Origin of the sequence: Streptomyces sp. NPDC050674 (assembly GCF_040654575.1) — a bacterium.
Taxonomy (GTDB): Bacteria; Actinomycetota; Actinomycetes; order Streptomycetales; family Streptomycetaceae; genus Streptomyces.
Genome location: NZ_JBFAIG010000008.1, coordinates 247,184 through 265,960, shown reverse-complemented (window position 1 = coordinate 265,960; position 18,777 = coordinate 247,184). Strand labels below are relative to the sequence as shown.

Genomic DNA, 18,777 nt, shown 5'->3' with positions numbered 1-18,777 from the left:
CCGCCGGTCAGCCCGGCCCGTCGGACAGGGCCGCCTCGAGCGAGTCGTGGACGCTGAAGACCGCGTCCGCGCCCGTGATCTCGAACACGCGGGCCACCACCGGCTGCATGCCGGCGAGCGAGACGCCGCCACCGGCGGCCTCCGCCTTCAGCCGGGCACCGAGGAGCACGTTGAGGCCCGTGGAGTCACAGAACTCCAGGCGCGCGCAATCGATGACCAGGCGCTTGAATCCTTTGGCGAGGCAGTCCTCGAGCGGCTCCCGCAACAACTCGGCGGTGTGGTGATCCAACTCACCCGCCGGGGTCACGACGGCATTGGAGCCCTCTTCCCGCACCTCCACCAGAAGCCGGCCAGACTGTGCGCTGCCGACCGTCCCGCGGTCCATGCCGTCTCTCTCTCCCGACGTCGAGGCTGGTTACTGACGCCCTCGAACACTACGCCTTCCCAGCATGGTCCGACACCCGAACAACTACACACAAACGGACATATGCCCACAGAACGCACTTGCGGTGGGCTCGGGATAGCGGGTAGGCCTAGTAAGGACACGTACCCGACACGGCCGGCTTTGGAGGCGCCGCACACCGCAGTGCACCTTACGGCTCCGGCAGCCATATGCCGAGAACGATGGAGGACATCATGTCACCCCGGCTCGACGCATCGCGTACCCCGAAAGCGACGTCGACACCCCCTCCGGAACACTTGAATCCCATCGAGCAGGACGAGATGCCCGTCACATCGGGCGGCCTTCTCGCCGGACTTCCGGACATCCCCCCGTACGAGAACGTCGGCGCGGTCGATGCGCGGGCCCTGTCGAAGACCCTCTTCGAGCGTCTGGAGACGCTGGAGGAAGGGACCCACGAGTACTCGTACGTCCGCAACACCCTCGTCGAACTGAACCTCGCGCTGGTCAAGTTCGCCGCCTCCCGGTTCCGCTCCCGCAGTGAACCGATGGAGGACATCATCCAGGTCGGCACCATCGGCCTGATCAAGGCGATCGACCGCTTCGAGCTGTCCCGCGGTGTGGAGTTCCCCACGTTCGCGATGCCGACCATCGTCGGCGAGATCAAGCGCTTCTTCCGCGACACCTCGTGGTCCGTGCGCGTACCGCGACGGCTCCAGGAGCTGCGGCTCGACCTGGCCAAGGCCGGTGACGAACTGGCTCAGAAGCTCGACCGCGCCCCCACGGTGGCCGAGCTGGCCGAGCGGCTCGGCCTCTCCAACGACGAGGTCGTCGAGGGCATGGCCGCCTCGAACGCCTACACCGCCTCCTCGCTGGACGCCCAGCCGGAGGAGGACGACTCCGAGGGCGCGCTCGCGGACCGCATCGGCTACGAGGACCACGGGCTCGAAGGCATCGAGTACGTCGAGTCGTTGAAGCCGCTGATCGCCGAACTCCCACCGCGCGACCGGAAGATCCTGTCCCTGCGGTTCGTCGCGGGCATGACCCAGTCGGAGATCGGCGAGGAACTCGGCATCTCGCAGATGCACGTCTCGCGTCTGCTGTCGCGGACGCTGGTGCGGCTGCGCAAGGGGCTGACCGTCGAGGAGTGATCCTCAATGGATGACGCTTTCCTCAGGGGGCGGACCGAACGTCCGCCCCCTGAGCGCGTGCCCTACGGGGCTCAGCCCGCCCGTTGCTCCCGCCGGCCCTTCTCCGCGCCGCCGATCCGCTGCGCGTTGTCGGACACGTTTTCAGTTCCGTCCCAGGCCGATGACGATGAGAGTGAGCGTGGGCAGTGCGGTGGCCACCGCGCTGAGCAGCCAGTACCTGCCGGGTGACAGTGCGGTCCTGCGGCGGAACGGACGGTTGGCCAGCCACCAGATGAGGCCGAACAGGACGAGGATCGGTGTCGCGACCATCACCCAGGGGAGCACACCGTCGTTCTCGGTGGGCTCGCGGTCGGTCCAGCCCAGCGAGGCAAGGGGCCAGTTCGCAGCGAAGTACCACAGCATGAAGGCGGGCACCACGGCCGGAATCCCCAGCAGGACGTTGACGACCAGGGGAAAGCTCAGCCGGAGCCACTGGCGGGTGGTGCTCGTCTGCATCGGATCTCCCTGACCGCGCGACGACATGTGGAGATCGGGCGCCTTCGTCGGTCAGAGCACCCGCTCACCGCGCCGCCACACACCGCTGACCAGCGGCACGCCGGGCCGGTAGGCCAGGTGGACGTGGCTGGGCGCGTCGAGGAGCGTCAGGTCGGCGTACGCGCCCGGGGTGAGGCGGCCGACGTCGGTGCGCCGCAGGGCCGCCGCGCCGCCCGCGGTGGCCGACCAGACGGCCTCGTCCGGGGTCATGCCCATGTCCCGTACGGCGAGCGCGATGCAGAACGGGACGGAAGAGGTGAAGGACGAGCCCGGGTTGCAGTCGGTGGACAGGGCCACGGTGACACCCGCGTCGAGGAGACGGCGGGCATCCGGCCACTCGGCGCGGGTGGAGAACTCGGCGCCGGGCAGCAGGGTGGCGACCGTGCGGCTGTTCGCCAACGCGTCCACGTCCTCGTCCGTCAGATGGGTGCAGTGGTCGGCGCTGGCCGCGTCGAGTTCGACGGCGAGCTGCACACCGGGGCCGTAGGAGAGCTGGTTGGCGTGGATGCGGGGGTGCAGGCCCCGGGCCTTGCCGGCGGTGAGGATCGCGCGGGCCTGGTCGCCGTCGAAGGCGCCCTTCTCGCAGAAGACGTCGATCCAGCGGGCGTGCGGGGCGCAGGCGTCGAGCATCTCGCCGGTGACCAGGGCGACATAGCCGGCCGGGTCCTCGGCGAAGTCGGGCGGGACGATGTGGGCGCCGAGGTAGGTGACCTCGGTGGTGTGGGCGGCGGCGATGCGCAGGGCCCGGGCCTCGTCCTCGACGGTCAGGCCGTAGCCGGACTTGGTCTCGAAGGTGGTGGTGCCCTGGCGGAGGGCTTCGGCGAGGTAACGGGTGACGTTGGCCTCGAGTTCCCCGTCGCTGGCCGCACGCGTCGCCGCGACGGTGGTGCGGATGCCGCCCGCGCTGTACGGCCGCCCGGACATCCGGGCGTTGAACTCCTGCGTCCGGTCGCCCGCGAAGACGAGGTGGGAGTGGGAGTCCACGAAGCCGGGCAGGACGGCCCGGCCGCCCGCGTCGACCCGATTGTCAGTGGCGGGTGCTTTGCTTTGATCACCGGTCCACACCACGCGGTCGCCTTCGATGACGACGGCCGCGTCCTGGACCAGTCCCAGGGGGGAACCGTCACCGAGGGAGGGGTCGTTGGTGACCAGGCTTGCGATGTTCGTGATGAGCGTGCTTGCGGTGCTCGCGGAGTGGGCGGGGCTGACGGTCGTCGCGTTGCTCATGGCGTCCTTGGTGGCCTGGTCGGCGGTGGGGTCGGGTTCGGGGGCGGAGGCGGGCCGCGCGGGCGGGCGGCCCGGGCTCATCCCCGCAGGGCTTCGACGGCGTCGGCGAGGGCTCGCGGCACATCCGGTACGAGGCGGTGGACCCCGTCCCGTACGACGTGCCGCCCTGCCACGACCGTATGCGACACGTCCGCTGCCGACGCGGCGAATACGGCCGTCTCGGCCCCGAGCCGCGGAAGCGGCCCTGCCGTCCTGACCGAGTCGAGCGCGAGCGTGGTGAAGTCCGCGAGGGCGCCGGTCTCCAGGGCGCCCGCCTCGTCCCAGCCGAGGGCGGCGTGGCCGTCGGCCGAGGCCGCCCGCAGGAGGGCCGCCGCCGTCCAGTGACCTCGGGTGCGGGTGCGCAGCCGCTCGTTCAGCTCCATGGCCCGCGCCTCTTCGAGCAGGTCGATCACGGCGTGGCTGTCGGAGCCCAGGGACAGCGGGGAGCCCGCCCGCTGAAGGGCGACGGCGGGTCCGATGCCGTCGGCGAGGTCCCGCTCGGTGGTCGGGCACATGCAGGTGCCGGTGCCGCTGCCGCCGAGGAGGGCGATGTCCTCGTCGGTGAGGTGGGTGTTGTGGACGCCGGTGGTGCGCGGTCCGAGCACTCCGTGGTCGGCGAGCAGCCGCGTGGGGGTGCGGCCGTGGGCCTCCCGGCAGGCGTCGTTCTCGGCGGTCTGCTCCGACAGGTGCACATGGAGCGGGGCCCGCCGCTCCCCGGCCCAGCGTGCGACGGTCGCCAACTGGTCGGCGGGCACGGCCCGTACGGAGTGGATGGCCGCTCCGATCCGCGCGTGATCCCGTTCCTTGAGACCTGCACAGCGTTCGGCCCAGGCCTCGGCGGTGCCGTCGGAGAAGCGGAGCTGGGGTTCGGTGGGCGGCTGCCCGAAGCCGGAGGAGAGGTAGGCGGTGTCGAGGAGGGTGATGCGGATGCCGGCTTCGGCGGCGGCCGCGATGAGGGCCTCGCCCATGGCGTTGGGGTCGGCGTAGGGGGTGCCGCCGGGGGCGTGGTGGACGTAGTGGAACTCGCCGACGGCCGTGATGCCGGCCAGGGCCATCTCGGCGTACACGGCCCGGGCCAGGGCGTGGTAGCTGTCCGGGGTGAGCCGGGCGGCCGTGGCGTACATGACCTCGCGCCAGGTCCAGAAGGTGCCGGAGCCGACCTGGACGGTGCCGCGCAGGGCCCGGTGGAAGGCGTGGCTGTGGGCGTTGGCCAGGCCGGGGAGGGTGAGCCCGCGCAGCACCTCGGCGCCCGGGGGCGGGGCGGAGGTGTCCGGGCGGACGGCGGTGATGCGGCCGTCGTGGACGTCCAGGGCGACGCCCGACTCGACGTGCGAGCCGAGCCAGGCGTGTTCCAGCCAGTACGTCTGTGTCACGTGCGGGCCAGTCCTTCCAGTACGTCGGCGAGTGCGAGCACACCGGCGGCGCAGTCGTCCTCGGCCGCGACCTCGGCCGGGGAGTGGGAGACGCCGGTGGGGTTGCGCACGAACAGCATGGCGGTCGGGATGCTCGCGGACAGGATCCCGGCGTCGTGTCCGGCGCCGGTGCCGAGGACGGGGACCGTCAGTTCGGTGTCCTTGCCGAGGATGCGGGCGAGTTCGTCGCGCAGGGCGTGGTCGAACTCGACGACGGGGGTGAACGACTCGCGGACCACGGCGAGGTCGACACCGTGGGCGGCGGCGTACTCCGCGGCGGCCTTCTCGATGCCGGCGACGACGGTGTCCAGCCTTGCCTGGTCCTCGGCGCGGGAGTCGAGCCAGCCGCGCACGAGGGAGGGGATGGCGTTGACGCCGTTCGGCTCCACGGCGATCTTGCCGAAGGTGGCGACGGCTCCGGCGAGTTCGGCCTCGCGGCGGGCGGCGAGGACGGTCTCGGCGTAGGGCAGCATCGGGTCGCGCCGGTCGGTGAGCCGGGTGGTGCCGGCGTGGTTGGCCTCGCCGGCGAAGTCGAACCGCCACCTGCCGTGCGGCCAGATGGCGCTGGCGATGCCGACCCGGTCGCCTGACAGGTCCAGGGCCCGGCCCTGTTCGACGTGCAGTTCGACGAAGGCGCCGATGCGGGCGAGCCGCTCGGGGTCGGGCCCGATCGCCTCGGGGTCGTAGCCGGCGGCCTCCATGGCCCGGGGCAGGGTGGTCCCGTCCCCGTCGGTCAGCCTGTGGGCGTCGTCGACGGTGAGGTGCCCGGCGGTGAGCCGGGAGCCGACGCAGGCGAGACCGAACCGGGCGCCTTCCTCGTCGCCGAAGTTGACGATGCCGAGGGGCTTGGTGAGTTCCGCTCCCCTGCCGCGCAGTTCGTCGAGCGCCGCGAAGGAGGAGACGACTCCCAGGGGCCCGTCGAAGGCGCCGCCGTCGGGCACGGAGTCGAGGTGGGAGCCGGTGACGACGGCGTCGCCCCGGGCCGGGTCGCCCAGCCAGGCCCACTGGTTGCCGTTGCGGTCGGTCTCGTAGGCCAGTCCGCGGGACTCGGCCTGCTCCTTGAACCAGGCCCGGCAGTCGAGGTCGGCGCCGGTCCAGGCGAAGCGGCGGTAGCCGCCGGAGGCGGAGCTGCGGCCGATCGGCAGCAGCTCCGCCCACATGCTGTGGAAGGTCACGCCTGGTCACCCTCGCGCATCGGGACCCGCACCCCGCGCTCGCCGGCGACGGACTCGGCGATGTCGTAGCCGGCGTCGACGTGCCGGATGACGCCCATGCCCGGGTCGTTGGTCAGGACGCGGCGGATCTTCTCGCCGGCCAGTGCCGTGCCGTCGGCCACCGTCACCTGCCCGGCGTGGATCGACCGCCCCATGCCGACGCCGCCGCCGTGGTGGAGGGACACCCAGGACGCCCCGGACGCCACGTTCACCATGGCGTTCAGCAGCGGCCAGTCGGCGATGGCGTCGGAGCCGTCGAGCATGGCCTCGGTCTCGCGGTAGGGCGAGGCGACGGAGCCGCAGTCGAGGTGGTCGCGGCCGATGACGACCGGTGCGGCGAGCTCCCCGCTCGCGACCATGTCGTTGAACCGCTCGCCGGCCTTGTCGCGCTCCCCGTAGCCGAGCCAGCAGATGCGCGCGGGCAGCCCCTGGAAGTGGACGCGCTCCCCGGCCATCTTGATCCAGCGGGCCAGGGACTCGTTCTCCGGGAAGAGGTCGAGGATCGCCTTGTCGGTCTTGGCGATGTCGGAGGCCTCGCCGGACAGGGCGGCCCAGCGGAAGGGGCCCTTGCCCTCGCAGAACAGCGGGCGGATGTAGGCGGGGACGAAGCCGGGGAAGGCGAAGGCCCGGTCGTATCCGGCGAGCTGCGCCTCACCGCGGATGGAGTTGCCGTAGTCGAAGACCTCGGCGCCGGCGTCCATGAAGCCGACCATGGCCTCCACGTGCCGGGCCATGGACTCGCGGGCGCGGGTGGTGAAGCCGGCCGGGTCCTTGGCGGCGGAGTCGGCCATGTCCTCGAAGGCGGTGCCCAGCGGCAGGTAGGCCAGCGGGTCGTGGGCCGAGGTCTGGTCGGTGACGATGTCGATGGGCGCGCCCATGGCGAGGAGCTGCGGGACCAGTTCGGCCGCGTTGCCGAGCACACCGATGGACAGGGGGCGGCGGGCGTCGCGGGCCTCGGTCGCCAGCTTCAGGGCGTGGTCCAGGCTGTCGGCCTTCACATCGAGATAGCGGTGCTCGATGCGCCGGTCGATGGCGCGCGGGTCGCAGTCGACGCAGATCGCCACGCCGTCGTTCATCGTCACGGCGAGCGGCTGGGCGCCGCCCATGCCGCCGAGTCCGGCGGTCAGGGTGATGGTCCCGGCCAGCGACCCGCCGAACTTCTTCGCGGCGACCGCGGCGAAGGTCTCGTAGGTGCCCTGGAGGATGCCCTGGGTGCCGATGTAGATCCAGGAACCGGCGGTCATCTGCCCGTACATGGTCAGGCCGAGCTGTTCCAGGCGGCGGAACTCCTCCCAGTTGGCCCAGTCGCCGACCAGGTTGGAGTTGGCGATGAGGACGCGCGGGGCCCACTCGTGGGTCTGCATGACACCGACCGGGCGGCCGGACTGGACCAGCATGGTCTCGTCCTGCTTCAGGGTCTTGAGCGTGCGGACCATCGCGTCGAAGGAGCGCCAGTCGCGGGCCGCCTTGCCGGTGCCTCCGTAGACGACGAGCTTGTCGGGGTGCTCGGCGACCTCCGGGTCGAGGTTGTTCTGCAGCATCCGAAGGGCGGCCTCCTGCTGCCATCCCAGGGCGCTCGGTTCCGTGCCGCGTGGTGCTCGGACGGGGCGGGGTCCTGACATGGTCTGCCTCCTGGTGGGTGCTCCCGGCACGATGTTGCTACTTCTATTCACATCCTGGACTCATGAATAGAGCTAGTCAATACGTCGGAGGTCGGCGCGGCGCGGCCGTGGATGTTTGGCTGGACGCATGGGCGCACACATCGAGGCGGAAGAAGCGGACGGCTCCGGGGCCGCGCGGGCGGCCCGGCGGGACGAGGCGGTGCGGGCCGCCGTGGAGCAGGGGCTGCTCGGGCCCGACGACCCCATCGTCGGGCTGCTGGACGTCATCGGCATCCGGGAGTCGGCGGCACGCTTGCGCTCGGCGTTCGAGGCGGTGACGGCCCCGGGCACCGAGGTCCTGCACGCCTTCGCGGTCAAGGCGACCCCGCTGGTGCCGGTGCTGCGGCTGCTGCGCGAGGAGGGCATCGGCGCGGAGGTCGCGAGCCCGGGTGAGCTGGCCCTGGCGCAGGCGGCGGGCGTGCCGCCCGAGGCGACGGTGCTCGACTCCCCCGCGAAGACACCGGCCGAGCTGCGCGAGGCCCTGTCCCTGGGCATCGCCGTCAACGCCGACAATCCGCAGGAGCTGGCCCGCATCGACGCCCTGCCCGAGCGGGCGGTGAGCCGCTCCCCGCTCGGAATCCGGGTGAACCCGCAGGTCGGCGGTGGTTCCATCGAGGCGCTGTCCACAGCGACGGCCACCTCCAAGTTCGGGGTGGCCCTGCGCGACGAGGGGGCCCGGGAGTGGGTCGTCCAGGCGTATCTCGACCGGCCGTGGCTGACCCGGCTGCACACGCACACCGGGTCCCAGGGCATCCCGCGGGACCTGATGGTGCGGGGGGTGGCGCAGACGTACGCGCTGGCCGAGGAGATCAACCGGCGGGCCGGGCGGCAGCAGGTCGGCACACTCGACATCGGCGGCGGCCTGCCGGTGAACTTCGCCTCGGACGCGACGACCCCGACCCACGCGCAGTACGCGCGGCTGCTGGCCGAGGAGGTGCCGGGGCTGTTCGACGGGCGGTACGGCCTGGTCACCGAGTTCGGGCGGTCACTGCTGGCGAAGCACAGGACGGTGGTGGCGCGCGTCGAGTACGCGAAGACCTCCGGCGGCCGGGCGGTGGCGGTGACACACGCCGGGGTCCAGGTGGCCACTCGGACGGTCTACGCGCCGGGGAGCTGGCCGTTGCGGATCTCCGCGTACGACGCGAAGGGACGGCCGAAACAGGGGCCGGTGGTGGTCCAGGACGTGGCGGGACCGGCCTGTTTCGCGGGGGACCTGCTGGCGGAGGCGCGGTCCCTGCCGCTGCTGGAGCAGGGGGACTACGTGGCGGCGCTGGACACCGGGGCGTACTACTTCGCGCACCACTACGGGTACAACTCACTGGTCCGGCCGGGAATCCACGGCTTCGGACCACAGGGCCGCTTCGCGGTGGTGCGACGGCCGCAGACCGTGCGGGAGGTGGTCGCCGAGTCCGGCGGTGCCCAGGCGGACGCGTTGACACGAGCACGGTTCGGACCGGCGTAGTCGCCGGGTACAGGCGGTACGCCGGGGGCGGGGCAGGCGCCTCACGGCGGGACGCGAGTACGGCACGGCCGGGCAGGCCCACGCGACCGCCGAAGCAGCACCGTGTCGGTCTCCCCGGCCATGCGGCACAGCCCGCCGGGGCGACACACCCCCGGCAACCGCCCCCAGGAGCCGCACAGCGACACAGCGCCACGCCAACGCCCCGGCGCCACCCCAGGGACACCGCCCCGCACCAACCCGCCGGAGCCGCGACACAATCCAGCCCGCGCCCACGCGGCCGAGCCGCACCGCGATTCAGCCCCGCGCCCACGCCATGCGCCCCCGACGTCACAATGGCGCGCCGGCGCCCCGCGCTCCCGCCGCGTCACACCAGCGCCGGTGATTTCCTGCGGGCGCCCCCGGGGGCCGCGTCGCCCGCCGCGATGCCCGTGCTGCGGTACGTCTTCACCCGGCTGCCGGCCGGGTGGCCCGCTCCGCGCAGCCAGTCCACGCGGACCCACAGCAACGCCTCGCCGTCCCGCTCCAGGCGGCCCAGCCAGGCCGACTTGAGCCACAGCCCCGCACCGCAGCCGGCCAGGAGCAGGCCCCCGGCCGCCGGGACGGCGAAGGCGCTGCCCAGGGCGGCGAGGAAGGCGAGGAGGAGCCACCAGCGCTGCGACCGGCGCCAGTTGCGTACGGTGACCGCGCGGTCCTGGAGCACGTCGTGCTTGCCCGCGCGGGACGCGGAGGCCGCCAGGGCCGCGTAGCGCTTGCTGCGGCTCCAGGCCACGGCGGCGGCCGCCAGGATGAAGAGGGCCGCTCCGGCCAGGACACCGACACGGCGTCCGGTCAGGCCCGGCGCGAGCAGGCCGATGCCCGCCGCGAGCACGCCCAGCCACCACAGCGGGGCCGCCCCCGCCCGTACGACGACGGCCACCCGGGCCAGTCCCTGTCCTCCACGTGTCATGTCCAGCCTCCGTCCGGTCTCCGAAGCCTCGTGGAGCCGTACGGTAGCGACGGATCGTGAGACGAGTCTGAGAAGACGCGCGCGGCGGACACCGCGTGTGCCGTCAGTCGACGAACAGGCCCCGGGCCGCCGCCTTCGTGTCGAACTCCTCCAGCCGGGACTGGGCCTGGGGCAGGTCGTCGCACATGGCCTCCAGCAGCACCCGCCCGAGCAGCATCGGCGCGCAGGCCGTGTCGAAGGCGAGGCCGGTGCCGACGGCGGCGGGCAGCAGCAGGTCGGACACCTTGGCGACGGGTGCGAAGGCGGAGTCGGCGACCGTGACGACGGTCAGCCCGGCCTCCTTGGCGTAGGCGAGGGTGTCGACGACCTCGCGGGGGTGCCGGGGCAGCGCGAAACAGAGCAGCGCGGTGGCACCGGCTCGGACGGCGGCGTCGACGCGGTCCTGGAGCATCGTGCCGCCCTCGCCGAGCAGCCGCACATCGGGGTGGACCTTGGCGGCGAAGTAGGCGAAGCCGTGCGCCTGGGCCGCCGCGGCGCGCAGTCCGAGGACCAGGAGCGGGCGGGAACCGGCGAGAAGACGTCCCGCGCGCCGCACGGGGCCGGTGTCGGCCAGTGCCTGCGCCAGGTGCCGCAGGTTCTCGATCTCCGCCTCGACGGCCTGCTGGTACTCGTTGCGGGCGACGGTCCCCGGGGCGGGTTCGGCCGGGGCGACCTCCCGCAGGTGCCGCCGCAGGGCGGGGTAGCCGTCGAAGCCGAGGGCGACGGCGAAGCGGGTCACGGACGGCTGGCTGACTCCGGCCAGCTCGGCGAGCTCCACACTCGACAGGAACGGCACGTCGGCGGCGCGCCGCACCATGCTGTGCGCGATGCGCCGCTGGGTCGGCGTCAGCCGGTGACCCTCGAAGAGCGCCTGCAACCGCGCGGCAGGGCTGTCGGTCACGCTCATGACGTGCTCCCCCTCGCCTATTCAGTAGCTGAGGATTCTGCATGAGCATATGCAGGGCGGCAAGCCGGACGGGAGGACGGCCGGGGCGCTCCGGCCGGGAACCTGGCCGGGAACCCCCCGGTGCACAGGGGGGCTAACCCCAGTGCGGGCGGCATCGCCCCTTTCTACCGTGGACGGCATGACGGGAATGGACGCGCGGGACACCGACCTGAAGAAGGAACTCGACGCCACCCTGCACGCCCGCAGGGATCTGGGCGAGGAGTACGAGTCGGCACTGGTCGACTCGTTCCTGGAGAAGGTCGACCAGCGGATCGACGGCACGGTGGAGCGCCGGGTGCGCCGGCAGCTCGCCGAGCAGCAGCTGCAAACCGCCCGGGACTCCCGGTCGCCGCGGGTCACCGACTCCTGGGCCGAGCGGTTCGGCTTCGGGATCGTCTCCCTGGTCCTCGCGATACCGCTGTCGGCCATCGGCGGGAGCGTGGCCCGTCTGCCCGGACTGCTCGTCGCCTGGGCGGGCATCGTCGGCGTCAACGTCGTCCAGGCGATCCGCACCGACCCGAACCTGTTCGGCCGCCGCGGGTCCGCCCGCACCAGCGACTGGGACGACTGAGCGCCGCGTGCGGGAGACCCCGGCACCGGCTGAACGGTCGTGGAAGAGATGCGCGGGGACCGCCGCACCCCCGGTGACGGGGGGCGGGACGACGGCGGTCCCCGCGGAGGACGCGGGTCCGGCCGACAGGCCGGGCTTGCGCGTCCATGGCGTCCGTGGAGGTCCGGGAGCCGCTCCGGAGGTCCTGTGACGCCGTTCGGCGCCGGCCGGGGCGGGGAGCCGCTCCCGCCCTGCCGACACCTCCAATGTGCAGGACCCGTGTTAAGCGAGTGCTGCGCGGACGTGACACCCGCGTACCGGTTCCGCGAAGTCCGCGAAGATCACGGACGCCGCAAGTTCACCCGGTTCACGGGCAGTTCACCGCGGGTTGGCCGTCACTTCCCCGTGCGGGCCAGGAAGGACAGCAGGTCCTGCCGGCTGACCACACCGGTCGGCTTGCCCTCGACGAGGACGATCGCCGCGTCCGCCTTGCCGAGCACGGCCATCAGGTCGGCGACGGGCTCGCCGGAGCCGACCTGCGGCAGCGGGGCGGACATGTGCTTCTCCAGCGGGTCCTCGAGCGAGGCGCTCTTGCTGAACAGCGCGTCCAGCAGCTCGCGTTCGACGACCGAGCCGACGACCTCGGCGGCCATCACGTCGGGGTGACCCGCGCCCGGCTTGACGACCGGCATCTGCGAGACGCCGTACTCGCGCAGCACCTCGATGGCCTGGCCGACGGTCTCCTCGGGGTGCATGTGGACGAGGGAGGGCATGCGGTCGCCCTCCTTGTCGTTCAGGACGTCGGCGACGCGGGCGCTGGGGCCGGTGTCCTCCAGGAAGCCGTAGTCGGCCATCCACTCGTCGTTGAAGATCTTGCTGAGGTAGCCGCGGCCGCTGTCCGGCAGCAGCACCACCACGACGTCGTCCTCGCCGAGCCGCTCGGCGACCTCCAGCGCGGCCACGACCGCCATGCCGCAGGAGCCGCCGACGAGCAGGCCCTCCTCCTTGGCGAGGCGGCGGGTCATCTGGAAGGAGTCCTTGTCGGACACGGCGACGATCTCGTCCGCGACGGTCCGGTCGTAGGCGGTCGGCCAGAAGTCCTCGCCGACGCCCTCGACGAGGTAGGGCCGGCCGGAGCCGCCCGAGTAGACGGAGCCCTCCGGGTCGGCGCCGACGACCTTCACGGCGCCGTCGCTGACCTCCTTGAGGTAGCGGCCGGTCCCGGAGATCGTGCCGCCGGTGCCCACGCCCGCCACGAAGTGGGTGATCTTCCCCTCCGTCTGCTCCCACAGCTCGGGGCCGGTCGAGTGGTAGTGGGAGAGCGGGTTGTTGGGGTTGGAGTACTGGTCCGGCTTCCAGGCCCCGGGCGTCTCACGGACCAGCCGGTCGGAGACGTTGTAGTACGAGTCCGGGTGCTCGGGGTCGACGGCGGTCGGGCACACGACGACCTCGGCGCCGTACGCGCGCAGCACGTTGATCTTGTCGGTGCTCACCTTGTCGGGGCACACGAAGATGCACTTGTACCCCTTCTGCTGGGCGACGATGGCGAGCCCGACGCCGGTGTTGCCGCTGGTCGGCTCGACGATCGTGCCGCCGGGCTTGAGCGCGCCGCTCTCCTCCGCAGCCTCGATCATGCGCAGGGCGATCCGGTCCTTCACCGAGCCGCCGGGGTTGAAGTACTCCACCTTGGCCAGGACGGTCGCCCTGATGCCCTTGGTCACGCTGTTGAGCTTCACCAGCGGGGTGTTGCCGACGAGGCTGATCATCGAGTCGTGGAATTGCACCGTTGTCTCCGGATGCCGCAAAAGAAGTGGTCCTAGTGGTGCCGCCAGCCTAGGGCCTGCCGGTGGTCCGTGACGGTCGTTCACTCCCCGTCGAGATTGGGCGACGGGCTGTACGGGGCAAGCACTGGGTGTACGGGTTCGAGGAGGTGGCGGCGACGCATGACGAGCATGTCGAGGGCGAGGGTGGCCCGCCGGATCGCGGCCGGCGCCGCGTACGGCGGCGGCGGGATCGGTCTGGCCGGAGCGGCCACCGTGGGACTGGTGCTGGCCGAGGTGCAGCTGGCGCGGCGCCGCGTGGGCAACGGCACGTCACCGCACGTGCCGCACGCGGACGGGCTGTACGGCCGTACGTACGCCGGTCCGGGCCAGGTGCCGCTGCGGCTGACGATGCTGGGTGACTCCACGGCCGCGGGCCAGGGCGTGCACCGGGGCGGCCAGACCCCGGGGGCGTTGCTGGCGTCGGGTCTTTCCGCGCTGGCGGAGCGGCCGGTGGAGCTGCGCACGGTGGCGACCCCCGGGGCCTGTTCGGACGACCTGGACCGCCAGGTGGCCCTGGTGCTGGCCGATCCCGGCCCGGTCCCCGACATCTGCGTGATCATGGTGGGCGCCAACGACGTCACGCACCGCATGCCCCCGACCCGCTCGGTCCGGCATCTGTCCTCGGCGGTGCGCCGGCTGCGCACGGCCGGTGCGGAGGTCGTGGTCGGCACCTGCCCCGACCTCGGCACGATCGAGCCGGTCCGCCAGCCCCTGCGCTGGCTGGCCAGACGGGCCTCACGCCAGCTGGCGGCCGCCCAGACGATCGGAGTCGTGGAACAGGGCGGCCGCACCGTGTCGCTGGGCGACCTGCTGGGCCCCGAGTTCGCCGCGAACCCGCGCGAGCTGTTCGGCCCGGACAGTTATCACCCCTCGGCCGAGGGCTATGCCACGGCGGCGATGGCCGTGCTGCCGAGCGTGTGCGCCTCCCTCGGCCTGTGGCCCGCCGAGGAGGAGCGCCCGGACGCCTCCCGCCGCGAGGGCTTCCTGCCGGTGGCGCGGGCGGCGGCGGAGGCCGCCTCGGAGGCGGGCACGGAGGTCGCGGCGGCGATGCCGAGCGGTCCGCGCGGCCCCTGGGCCCTGCTGAAGCGCCGGCGGCGCCGGCGGGTACCCGAGCAGGAACCGGCTCCCGCGACTCCGTCGAGCTGAGGAGGGCCGCGGGGCAGGCCGCAAAGCAAGCGCTTGGAAACTGCGGTCAGGGTCACACCGCGACACCCGTGACCCCGGCCGATACGTACGGGTAACTTCCCAGACAGCCCTGCCAGACCACCCGGTACGTCAATGGAGCCGTGATGCCCGAAGCCGTGATCGTCTCAGCCGCCCGCTCCCCCATCGGCCGCGCCTTCAAGGGCTCCCTGAAGGACGTGCGGCCGGACGACCTGACCGCCACGATCATCCAGGCCGCGCTGGCCAAGGTCCCCGAGCTCGACCCGCGCGACATCGACGACCTGATGCTCGGCTGCGGCCTGCCCGGCGGCGAGCAGGGCCACAACCTCGGCCGCGTCGTCGCCGTACAGATGGGCATGGACCACCTGCCGGGCTGCACCATCACCCGATACTGCTCCTCCTCGCTCCAGACCTCCCGCATGGCCCTGCACGCCATCAAGGCCGGTGAGGGCGACGTCTTCATCTCGGCCGGCGTCGAGACGGTCTCCCGCTACGCCAAGGGCAACTCCGACAGCCTCCCGGACACGCACAACCCGCTGTTCGCCGACGCCGAGGCCCGTACCGCCGCGGTCGCCGAGTCCGAGGGCTCCAGCTGGCACGACCCGCGCGAGGACGGCCTGCTGCCCGACCCGTACATCGCGATGGGCCAGACCGCCGAGAACCTGGCCCGCCTCAAGGGCGTCACCCGCCAGGACATGGACGAGTTCGGCGTCCGCTCGCAGAACCTCGCCGAGGAAGCCATCAAGAACGGCTTCTGGGAGCGCGAGATCACCCCGGTGACCCTGCCCGACGGCACGGTCGTCTCCAAGGACGACGGCCCCCGCGCCGGCGTCACCCTGGAGGGCGTGCAGGGCCTCAAGCCGGTCTTCCGCCCCGACGGCATGGTCACCGCCGCCAACTGCTGCCCGCTCAACGACGGCGCCGCCGCCCTGGTGATCATGTCCGACACCAAGGCCCTCGAGCTCGGCCTCACGCCGCTGGCCCGGATCGTGTCGACCGGCGTCTCCGGCCTCTCGCCCGAGATCATGGGCCTCGGCCCGGTGGAGGCCACCAAGCAGGCCCTGGGCCGCGCCGGGCTCACCATCGGCGACATCGACCTGGTCGAGATCAACGAGGCGTTCGCCGCCCAGGTGATCCCCTCCTACCGCGACCTGGACATCCCGCTGGAGAAGCTGAACGTCAACGGCGGCGCCATCGCCGTCGGCCACCCCTTCGGCATGACCGGCGCCCGCATCACCACCACGCTCATCAACTCCCTCCAGTTCCACGACAAGCAGTTCGGTCTGGAGACGATGTGCGTCGGCGGCGGCCAGGGCATGGCCATGGTCATCGAACGCCTCAGCTGAGCGGCACACCGTAGCGGCTATAGCACCCGCTGTGAGCCTCGGGCCCAGAACCCTGAAAACACCAGGGTTCTGGGCTGTTTTGTGATCCAATCTCCCCCAGGATGTGACCTATCTCCCTCCGACAGGGGAGAACCGCAGGTCACAGCAGCCCCACCCCCTCCCCCGAGACCGAAGCTCTGTCCGTTTCGTGAGGTTACGCACTGACAGGTGGTTAGTCCGCCCTTCAAGCTGATGTAGGAAGTCGGGGGTCGACTTTGAACCGGGAGTACGTCAGTGAGCGCCATGCCGATCGCGTTGCTGGTCACCACGGCCGCCACGGGCGCCGTGGGCGTCGCCGTCCTGCGCACCGTCCTGCAGCTGCGCCGCCAGGTCGCGGCCCTGCACACCGCGCTGGCCGAGAACCGCGCCGCCACCACCCGCGCGCTGCTGCCCGCGGCCCGCACCACTGCCGACACCGACGAGATACGTGCGGCCGTCGCCGCGGCGCTCGCCGAGGAGCGGGAACGGGAGCTGGCCGAGGCGCGGGCCTTCTGGGCCGCCCAGGAAGCCCGTGACGCCTCCGACGCGCCCTCTTTGCTGGGTCTGCCCGAGACCGATCTGTTCCTGCCCCGCCAGGCCGACTTCGCGGGTCTCGAGCCGGTCTCCGAGCTCGGCGCGGACACCGAGGAACCGCTCGGCGAGTCCCCGGAGCTGGCCGCGGCCCGCCGCCGCCACCCCTCCCACCCGGACTTCGTGCCGACGCAGTCGCCGGTCGTGAACGATCACGAGCGCACCGTCGCCACCCTGGAGGAGCTGGCCGCCTCCCGCGTCGAGCTGACGGACGTCCGTCCCGGCCCGCTGGGCACCCTGGACGTCTACGTCTTCGCCGACGGCACGACCCTGTGCATGACGCCGGGCCACCGGGAGACCGCGGAGCACCTCGCCGCGGCCCTGCGCGCGGGCGCCACCCCGGTCCTCCTGGGCGGCTCCGGCATCTCGGGCGCCTACACCCTGACGTTCGAGTGCGGCGAGGAGAACGTCTACATCCTGGCGGACCGCGTCATCGCGTCCCTGTAGCAAGCGCCCCGCCAGGGGCGCGGGAACTGCGCGAGCAACCGGCCACGACCCGCACCCGCGAACGAAGCTCAGACGCCCGCCCGCTTCTGCGCCTCCTCCACCAACCGCACCGCTTCATCGACGTCGGCGTCATCGGGAACCACCACCGCCAGATCATGCCCGGCCACGGTGATCTGATCTGCCGCCGCGAACATCCCCGCGTCCGGCATCTGTCGGGGCTCCAGGCCCTCGAGGACTTGTGCCCTGCGGGCCAGCTCCCTGGCCAGCTCCAGAGCCTCGGCGGCAGCGCCCCGCTGCAACCGGCTCTGGGGCGCGGCCCTCAAACGATCGGCGAAGTGCTCCACCGCACGGGTCAGAGGCGTCGTATCAACCACGCCGCGAGCGTACGCGCCGCAGCGGGACTGTTGCCAACGGGCGAACACTCAGGCACGGTGACCTGAAGGACCGGCTTACATCCCAGCGTCCGGAGGCGCCGATGTCCCAAGTCTTCTCCGAAGAGACCCACCGCAACATGCTCGCCCGCATCCCGCACTGCACCGGTCGTGAGATCTCCGACTGGTTGCGCACCGTCGAAGACGGCCCGGCGCTCTTCCGCTTCGAGGAAAAGGTCAGCTGGCTCCGGCACGAACACAACCTCGCGTACGGCCACGCCAAGGCGATCGTCCACGAGTACGACCTGAGGCGGGCCGCGCGCAAACTCCTCTAGCGCGCGGCGCCCCGCGGACGACGAAGGGCCCCGGCCGGAGCCGGGGCCCTTCGCGCTGTGACCGTCGAAGATCAGTCGCTGCTGTTGAGGATCGACAGGAGCCTCAGGAACTCCATGTAGATCCACACCAGCGTCAGCGTGAGGCCGAAGGCCGCCAGCCAGGCCTCCTCGCGCGGGGCGCCGTAGGCGACGCCGTCCTCGACCTGCTTGAAGTCCAGGGCGAGGAAGCAGGCGCCGAGGATGATGCCGATGACGCCGAAGACGACACCGAGGGCACCACTGCGGAAGCCGAGGCCGTCACCGCCGCCGAACACCGCGAACAGCAGGTTCACGGCCATCAGCAGGATGAAGCCGAGCGCGGCCGCCATCACGAAGCCGTAGAAGCGGCGGTTGACGCGGATCCAGCCGGCCTTGTAGGCGATCAGCACACCGGTGAAGACCGCCATGGTGCCGATCACGGCCTGCATGGCCGCGCCGTCGGCGATGCGGTTGTCGACGATGTTGGACACGACGCCGAGGAAGACACCCTCGAACGCGGCGTACGTCAGGATCAGCGCGGGCGAGGCCTTGCGCTTGAAGGACTGCACGAACGCCAGGACCATGCCGATCAGCGCGGCGCCGATACCGATGCCGTAGCTCCGGCTGATGTTGGCGTCGTCGACCGGCAGCAGGGCCCAGGAGAGCGCCGCGGTGAGGATGAGCACACCGAGCGTGCTCGCCGTGCGCAGGACGACGTCGTCGATGGTCATCCGGCCGGTGGTGGCCGGAGCCTGCGGCGGCGCGCCGTACTGCAGGTCCTGCTGGGCGTAAGGGTTCTGCGCGTACGGGTTCTGCGCGTAGGGGTTACCCGTCGGCTGGGCGTACGGGTTGCCCTGGGTGGCGACAGCGGGACCCCCGGCCTGCGGCGCGGTGTTGAAGCCCGCGTAGCCGTTGTCGCGGCTGAACCCCCGTCGCGAGAAGACCGGGTTTCTGCTCCTCATTTCACTCCTCCATGGCCACCAGGCGCGGCCTTGGCTCAAGAGTAATAGGTAGGCAAAGGAATGACCCTACTGCTTGGGGAGGATCTTTCCCTCGTCGTGCTGCGCAACACGCTACGTGGCT

The 18,777-nt window shown here is 71.9% G+C and carries 18 protein-coding genes; 7 read left to right on the top strand and 11 right to left on the bottom strand.

Annotated features, from left to right (window positions below; genetic code table 11):
* Positions 1–7 precede the first annotated feature (7 nt).
* Positions 8–385, bottom strand: coding sequence for an STAS domain-containing protein (locus tag AB0I06_RS16260; protein WP_363119434.1), 378 nt, complete (start codon positions 383–385; stop codon positions 8–10).
* A 239-nt stretch (positions 386–624) separates the two neighbouring features.
* Between AB0I06_RS16260 and AB0I06_RS16255 the strand changes: the two genes are divergently transcribed.
* Positions 625–1,551 carry an RNA polymerase sigma factor SigF gene (locus AB0I06_RS16255; RefSeq protein ID WP_363119433.1) on the top strand — a complete coding sequence of 309 codons (927 nt, stop codon included), beginning with the start codon at positions 625–627 and terminating at the stop codon, positions 1,549–1,551.
* A 141-nt stretch (positions 1,552–1,692) separates the two neighbouring features.
* On the opposite strand, the gene AB0I06_RS16250 is transcribed toward AB0I06_RS16255, so the two are convergent.
* Genes AB0I06_RS16250 through hutU form a run of 5 tightly spaced genes read right to left on the bottom strand, consistent with a single transcriptional unit; the run spans position 1,693 to position 7,599 of the window.
* On the bottom strand, positions 1,693–2,046 hold the full coding sequence (locus AB0I06_RS16250; RefSeq protein WP_363119432.1) for a hypothetical protein: 354 nt from the start codon (positions 2,044–2,046) through the stop codon (positions 1,693–1,695).
* Positions 2,047–2,097: 51 nt separating this feature from the next.
* Entirely contained in the window at positions 2,098–3,393 is a 1,296-nt protein-coding gene (hutI, locus tag AB0I06_RS16245; protein WP_363119431.1) for an imidazolonepropionase, read from the bottom strand.
* Positions 3,390–4,724, bottom strand: coding sequence for a formimidoylglutamate deiminase (locus AB0I06_RS16240; RefSeq protein ID WP_363119429.1), 1,335 nt, complete (start codon positions 4,722–4,724; stop codon positions 3,390–3,392). The genes hutI and AB0I06_RS16240 overlap by 4 nt, the downstream gene beginning before the upstream one ends.
* On the bottom strand, positions 4,721–5,938 hold the full coding sequence (locus AB0I06_RS16235; protein WP_363119428.1) for an allantoate amidohydrolase: 1,218 nt from the start codon (positions 5,936–5,938) through the stop codon (positions 4,721–4,723). The genes AB0I06_RS16240 and AB0I06_RS16235 overlap by 4 nt, the downstream gene beginning before the upstream one ends.
* Positions 5,935–7,599 carry a urocanate hydratase gene (gene hutU, locus AB0I06_RS16230; RefSeq protein WP_363119427.1) on the bottom strand — a complete coding sequence of 555 codons (1,665 nt, stop codon included), beginning with the start codon at positions 7,597–7,599 and terminating at the stop codon, positions 5,935–5,937. The genes AB0I06_RS16235 and hutU overlap by 4 nt, the downstream gene beginning before the upstream one ends.
* Before the next feature lie 127 nt (positions 7,600–7,726).
* On the opposite strand from hutU, the gene AB0I06_RS16225 reads away from it, so the two are divergent.
* Positions 7,727–9,100, top strand: a complete 1,374-nt coding sequence (locus AB0I06_RS16225; RefSeq protein WP_363119426.1) for a diaminopimelate decarboxylase — start codon at positions 7,727–7,729, stop codon at positions 9,098–9,100.
* A 364-nt stretch (positions 9,101–9,464) separates the two neighbouring features.
* On the opposite strand, the gene AB0I06_RS16220 is transcribed toward AB0I06_RS16225, so the two are convergent.
* On the bottom strand, positions 9,465–10,046 hold the full coding sequence (locus AB0I06_RS16220) for a hypothetical protein (protein WP_363119425.1): 582 nt from the start codon (positions 10,044–10,046) through the stop codon (positions 9,465–9,467).
* Between the two features lie 103 nt (positions 10,047–10,149).
* A complete protein-coding gene (locus AB0I06_RS16215; protein ID WP_363119424.1) occupies positions 10,150–10,992 on the bottom strand; it encodes a MurR/RpiR family transcriptional regulator in 843 nt (280 codons plus the stop codon).
* A gap of 187 nt (positions 10,993–11,179) precedes the next feature.
* On the opposite strand from AB0I06_RS16215, the gene AB0I06_RS16210 reads away from it, so the two are divergent.
* The gene (locus AB0I06_RS16210) at positions 11,180–11,602 is read left to right on the top strand and encodes a hypothetical protein (protein WP_363119479.1); all 423 of its coding nucleotides are present in this window, start codon (positions 11,180–11,182) and stop codon (positions 11,600–11,602) included.
* Between the two features lie 374 nt (positions 11,603–11,976).
* Here AB0I06_RS16210 and AB0I06_RS16205 read toward each other — a convergent pair whose 3' ends face one another.
* A complete protein-coding gene (locus tag AB0I06_RS16205) occupies positions 11,977–13,365 on the bottom strand; it encodes a cystathionine beta-synthase (protein ID WP_363119423.1) in 1,389 nt (462 codons plus the stop codon).
* Positions 13,366–13,524: 159 nt separating this feature from the next.
* Here AB0I06_RS16205 and AB0I06_RS16200 point away from each other — a divergent pair, with 159 nt between their 5' ends.
* The 3 genes from AB0I06_RS16200 to AB0I06_RS16190 all read left to right on the top strand — a co-directional run bounded on the left by AB0I06_RS16200 (position 13,525) and on the right by AB0I06_RS16190 (position 16,970).
* Positions 13,525–14,550, top strand: coding sequence for an SGNH/GDSL hydrolase family protein (locus AB0I06_RS16200; RefSeq protein ID WP_363119422.1), 1,026 nt, complete (start codon positions 13,525–13,527; stop codon positions 14,548–14,550).
* 143 nt (positions 14,551–14,693) lie between these two features.
* Positions 14,694–15,914: an acetyl-CoA C-acetyltransferase gene (locus AB0I06_RS16195; protein ID WP_363119421.1), complete on the top strand. Its 1,221-nt coding sequence runs from the start codon at positions 14,694–14,696 to the stop codon at positions 15,912–15,914.
* A 273-nt stretch (positions 15,915–16,187) separates the two neighbouring features.
* Positions 16,188–16,970 carry a hypothetical protein gene (locus AB0I06_RS16190; RefSeq protein ID WP_363119420.1) on the top strand — a complete coding sequence of 261 codons (783 nt, stop codon included), beginning with the start codon at positions 16,188–16,190 and terminating at the stop codon, positions 16,968–16,970.
* A gap of 68 nt (positions 16,971–17,038) precedes the next feature.
* Here AB0I06_RS16190 and AB0I06_RS16185 read toward each other — a convergent pair whose 3' ends face one another.
* Complete coding sequence (locus tag AB0I06_RS16185) at positions 17,039–17,344, bottom strand: hypothetical protein (protein WP_363119419.1); 306 nt, start codon at positions 17,342–17,344, stop codon at positions 17,039–17,041.
* A 101-nt stretch (positions 17,345–17,445) separates the two neighbouring features.
* Between AB0I06_RS16185 and AB0I06_RS16180 the strand changes: the two genes are divergently transcribed.
* Positions 17,446–17,676: a DUF4287 domain-containing protein gene (locus tag AB0I06_RS16180; protein WP_361303610.1), complete on the top strand. Its 231-nt coding sequence runs from the start codon at positions 17,446–17,448 to the stop codon at positions 17,674–17,676.
* Between the two features lie 71 nt (positions 17,677–17,747).
* On the opposite strand, the gene AB0I06_RS16175 is transcribed toward AB0I06_RS16180, so the two are convergent.
* Positions 17,748–18,656 (bottom strand): Bax inhibitor-1/YccA family protein, encoded by a 909-nt coding sequence (locus AB0I06_RS16175; RefSeq protein WP_363119418.1) that lies wholly within the window; start codon positions 18,654–18,656, stop codon positions 17,748–17,750.
* Positions 18,657–18,777: the final 121 nt, after the last annotated feature.

What these genes read in the sequence shown, in the direction of transcription:
- hutI (WP_363119431.1), bottom strand. Translation starts at nt 3,393, where the DNA reads ATGAGCCCGGGCCGCCCGCCCGCGCGGCCCGCCTCCGCCCCCGAACCC.
- AB0I06_RS16255 (WP_363119433.1), top strand. Translation starts at nt 625, where the DNA reads ATGGAGGACATCATGTCACCCCGGCTCGACGCATCGCGTACCCCGAAA.
- AB0I06_RS16195 (WP_363119421.1), top strand. Translation starts at nt 14,694, where the DNA reads ATGCCCGAAGCCGTGATCGTCTCAGCCGCCCGCTCCCCCATCGGCCGC.
- AB0I06_RS16215 (WP_363119424.1), bottom strand. Translation starts at nt 10,992, where the DNA reads ATGAGCGTGACCGACAGCCCTGCCGCGCGGTTGCAGGCGCTCTTCGAG.
- AB0I06_RS16175 (WP_363119418.1), bottom strand. Translation starts at nt 18,656, where the DNA reads ATGAGGAGCAGAAACCCGGTCTTCTCGCGACGGGGGTTCAGCCGCGAC.
- AB0I06_RS16200 (WP_363119422.1), top strand. Translation starts at nt 13,525, where the DNA reads ATGACGAGCATGTCGAGGGCGAGGGTGGCCCGCCGGATCGCGGCCGGC.
- AB0I06_RS16220 (WP_363119425.1), bottom strand. Translation starts at nt 10,046, where the DNA reads ATGACACGTGGAGGACAGGGACTGGCCCGGGTGGCCGTCGTCGTACGG.
- hutU (WP_363119427.1), bottom strand. Translation starts at nt 7,599, where the DNA reads ATGTCAGGACCCCGCCCCGTCCGAGCACCACGCGGCACGGAACCGAGC.
- AB0I06_RS16260 (WP_363119434.1), bottom strand. Translation starts at nt 385, where the DNA reads ATGGACCGCGGGACGGTCGGCAGCGCACAGTCTGGCCGGCTTCTGGTG.
- AB0I06_RS16225 (WP_363119426.1), top strand. Translation starts at nt 7,727, where the DNA reads ATGGGCGCACACATCGAGGCGGAAGAAGCGGACGGCTCCGGGGCCGCG.
- AB0I06_RS16210 (WP_363119479.1), top strand. Translation starts at nt 11,180, where the DNA reads ATGGACGCGCGGGACACCGACCTGAAGAAGGAACTCGACGCCACCCTG.
- AB0I06_RS16250 (WP_363119432.1), bottom strand. Translation starts at nt 2,046, where the DNA reads ATGCAGACGAGCACCACCCGCCAGTGGCTCCGGCTGAGCTTTCCCCTG.
- AB0I06_RS16180 (WP_361303610.1), top strand. Translation starts at nt 17,446, where the DNA reads ATGTCCCAAGTCTTCTCCGAAGAGACCCACCGCAACATGCTCGCCCGC.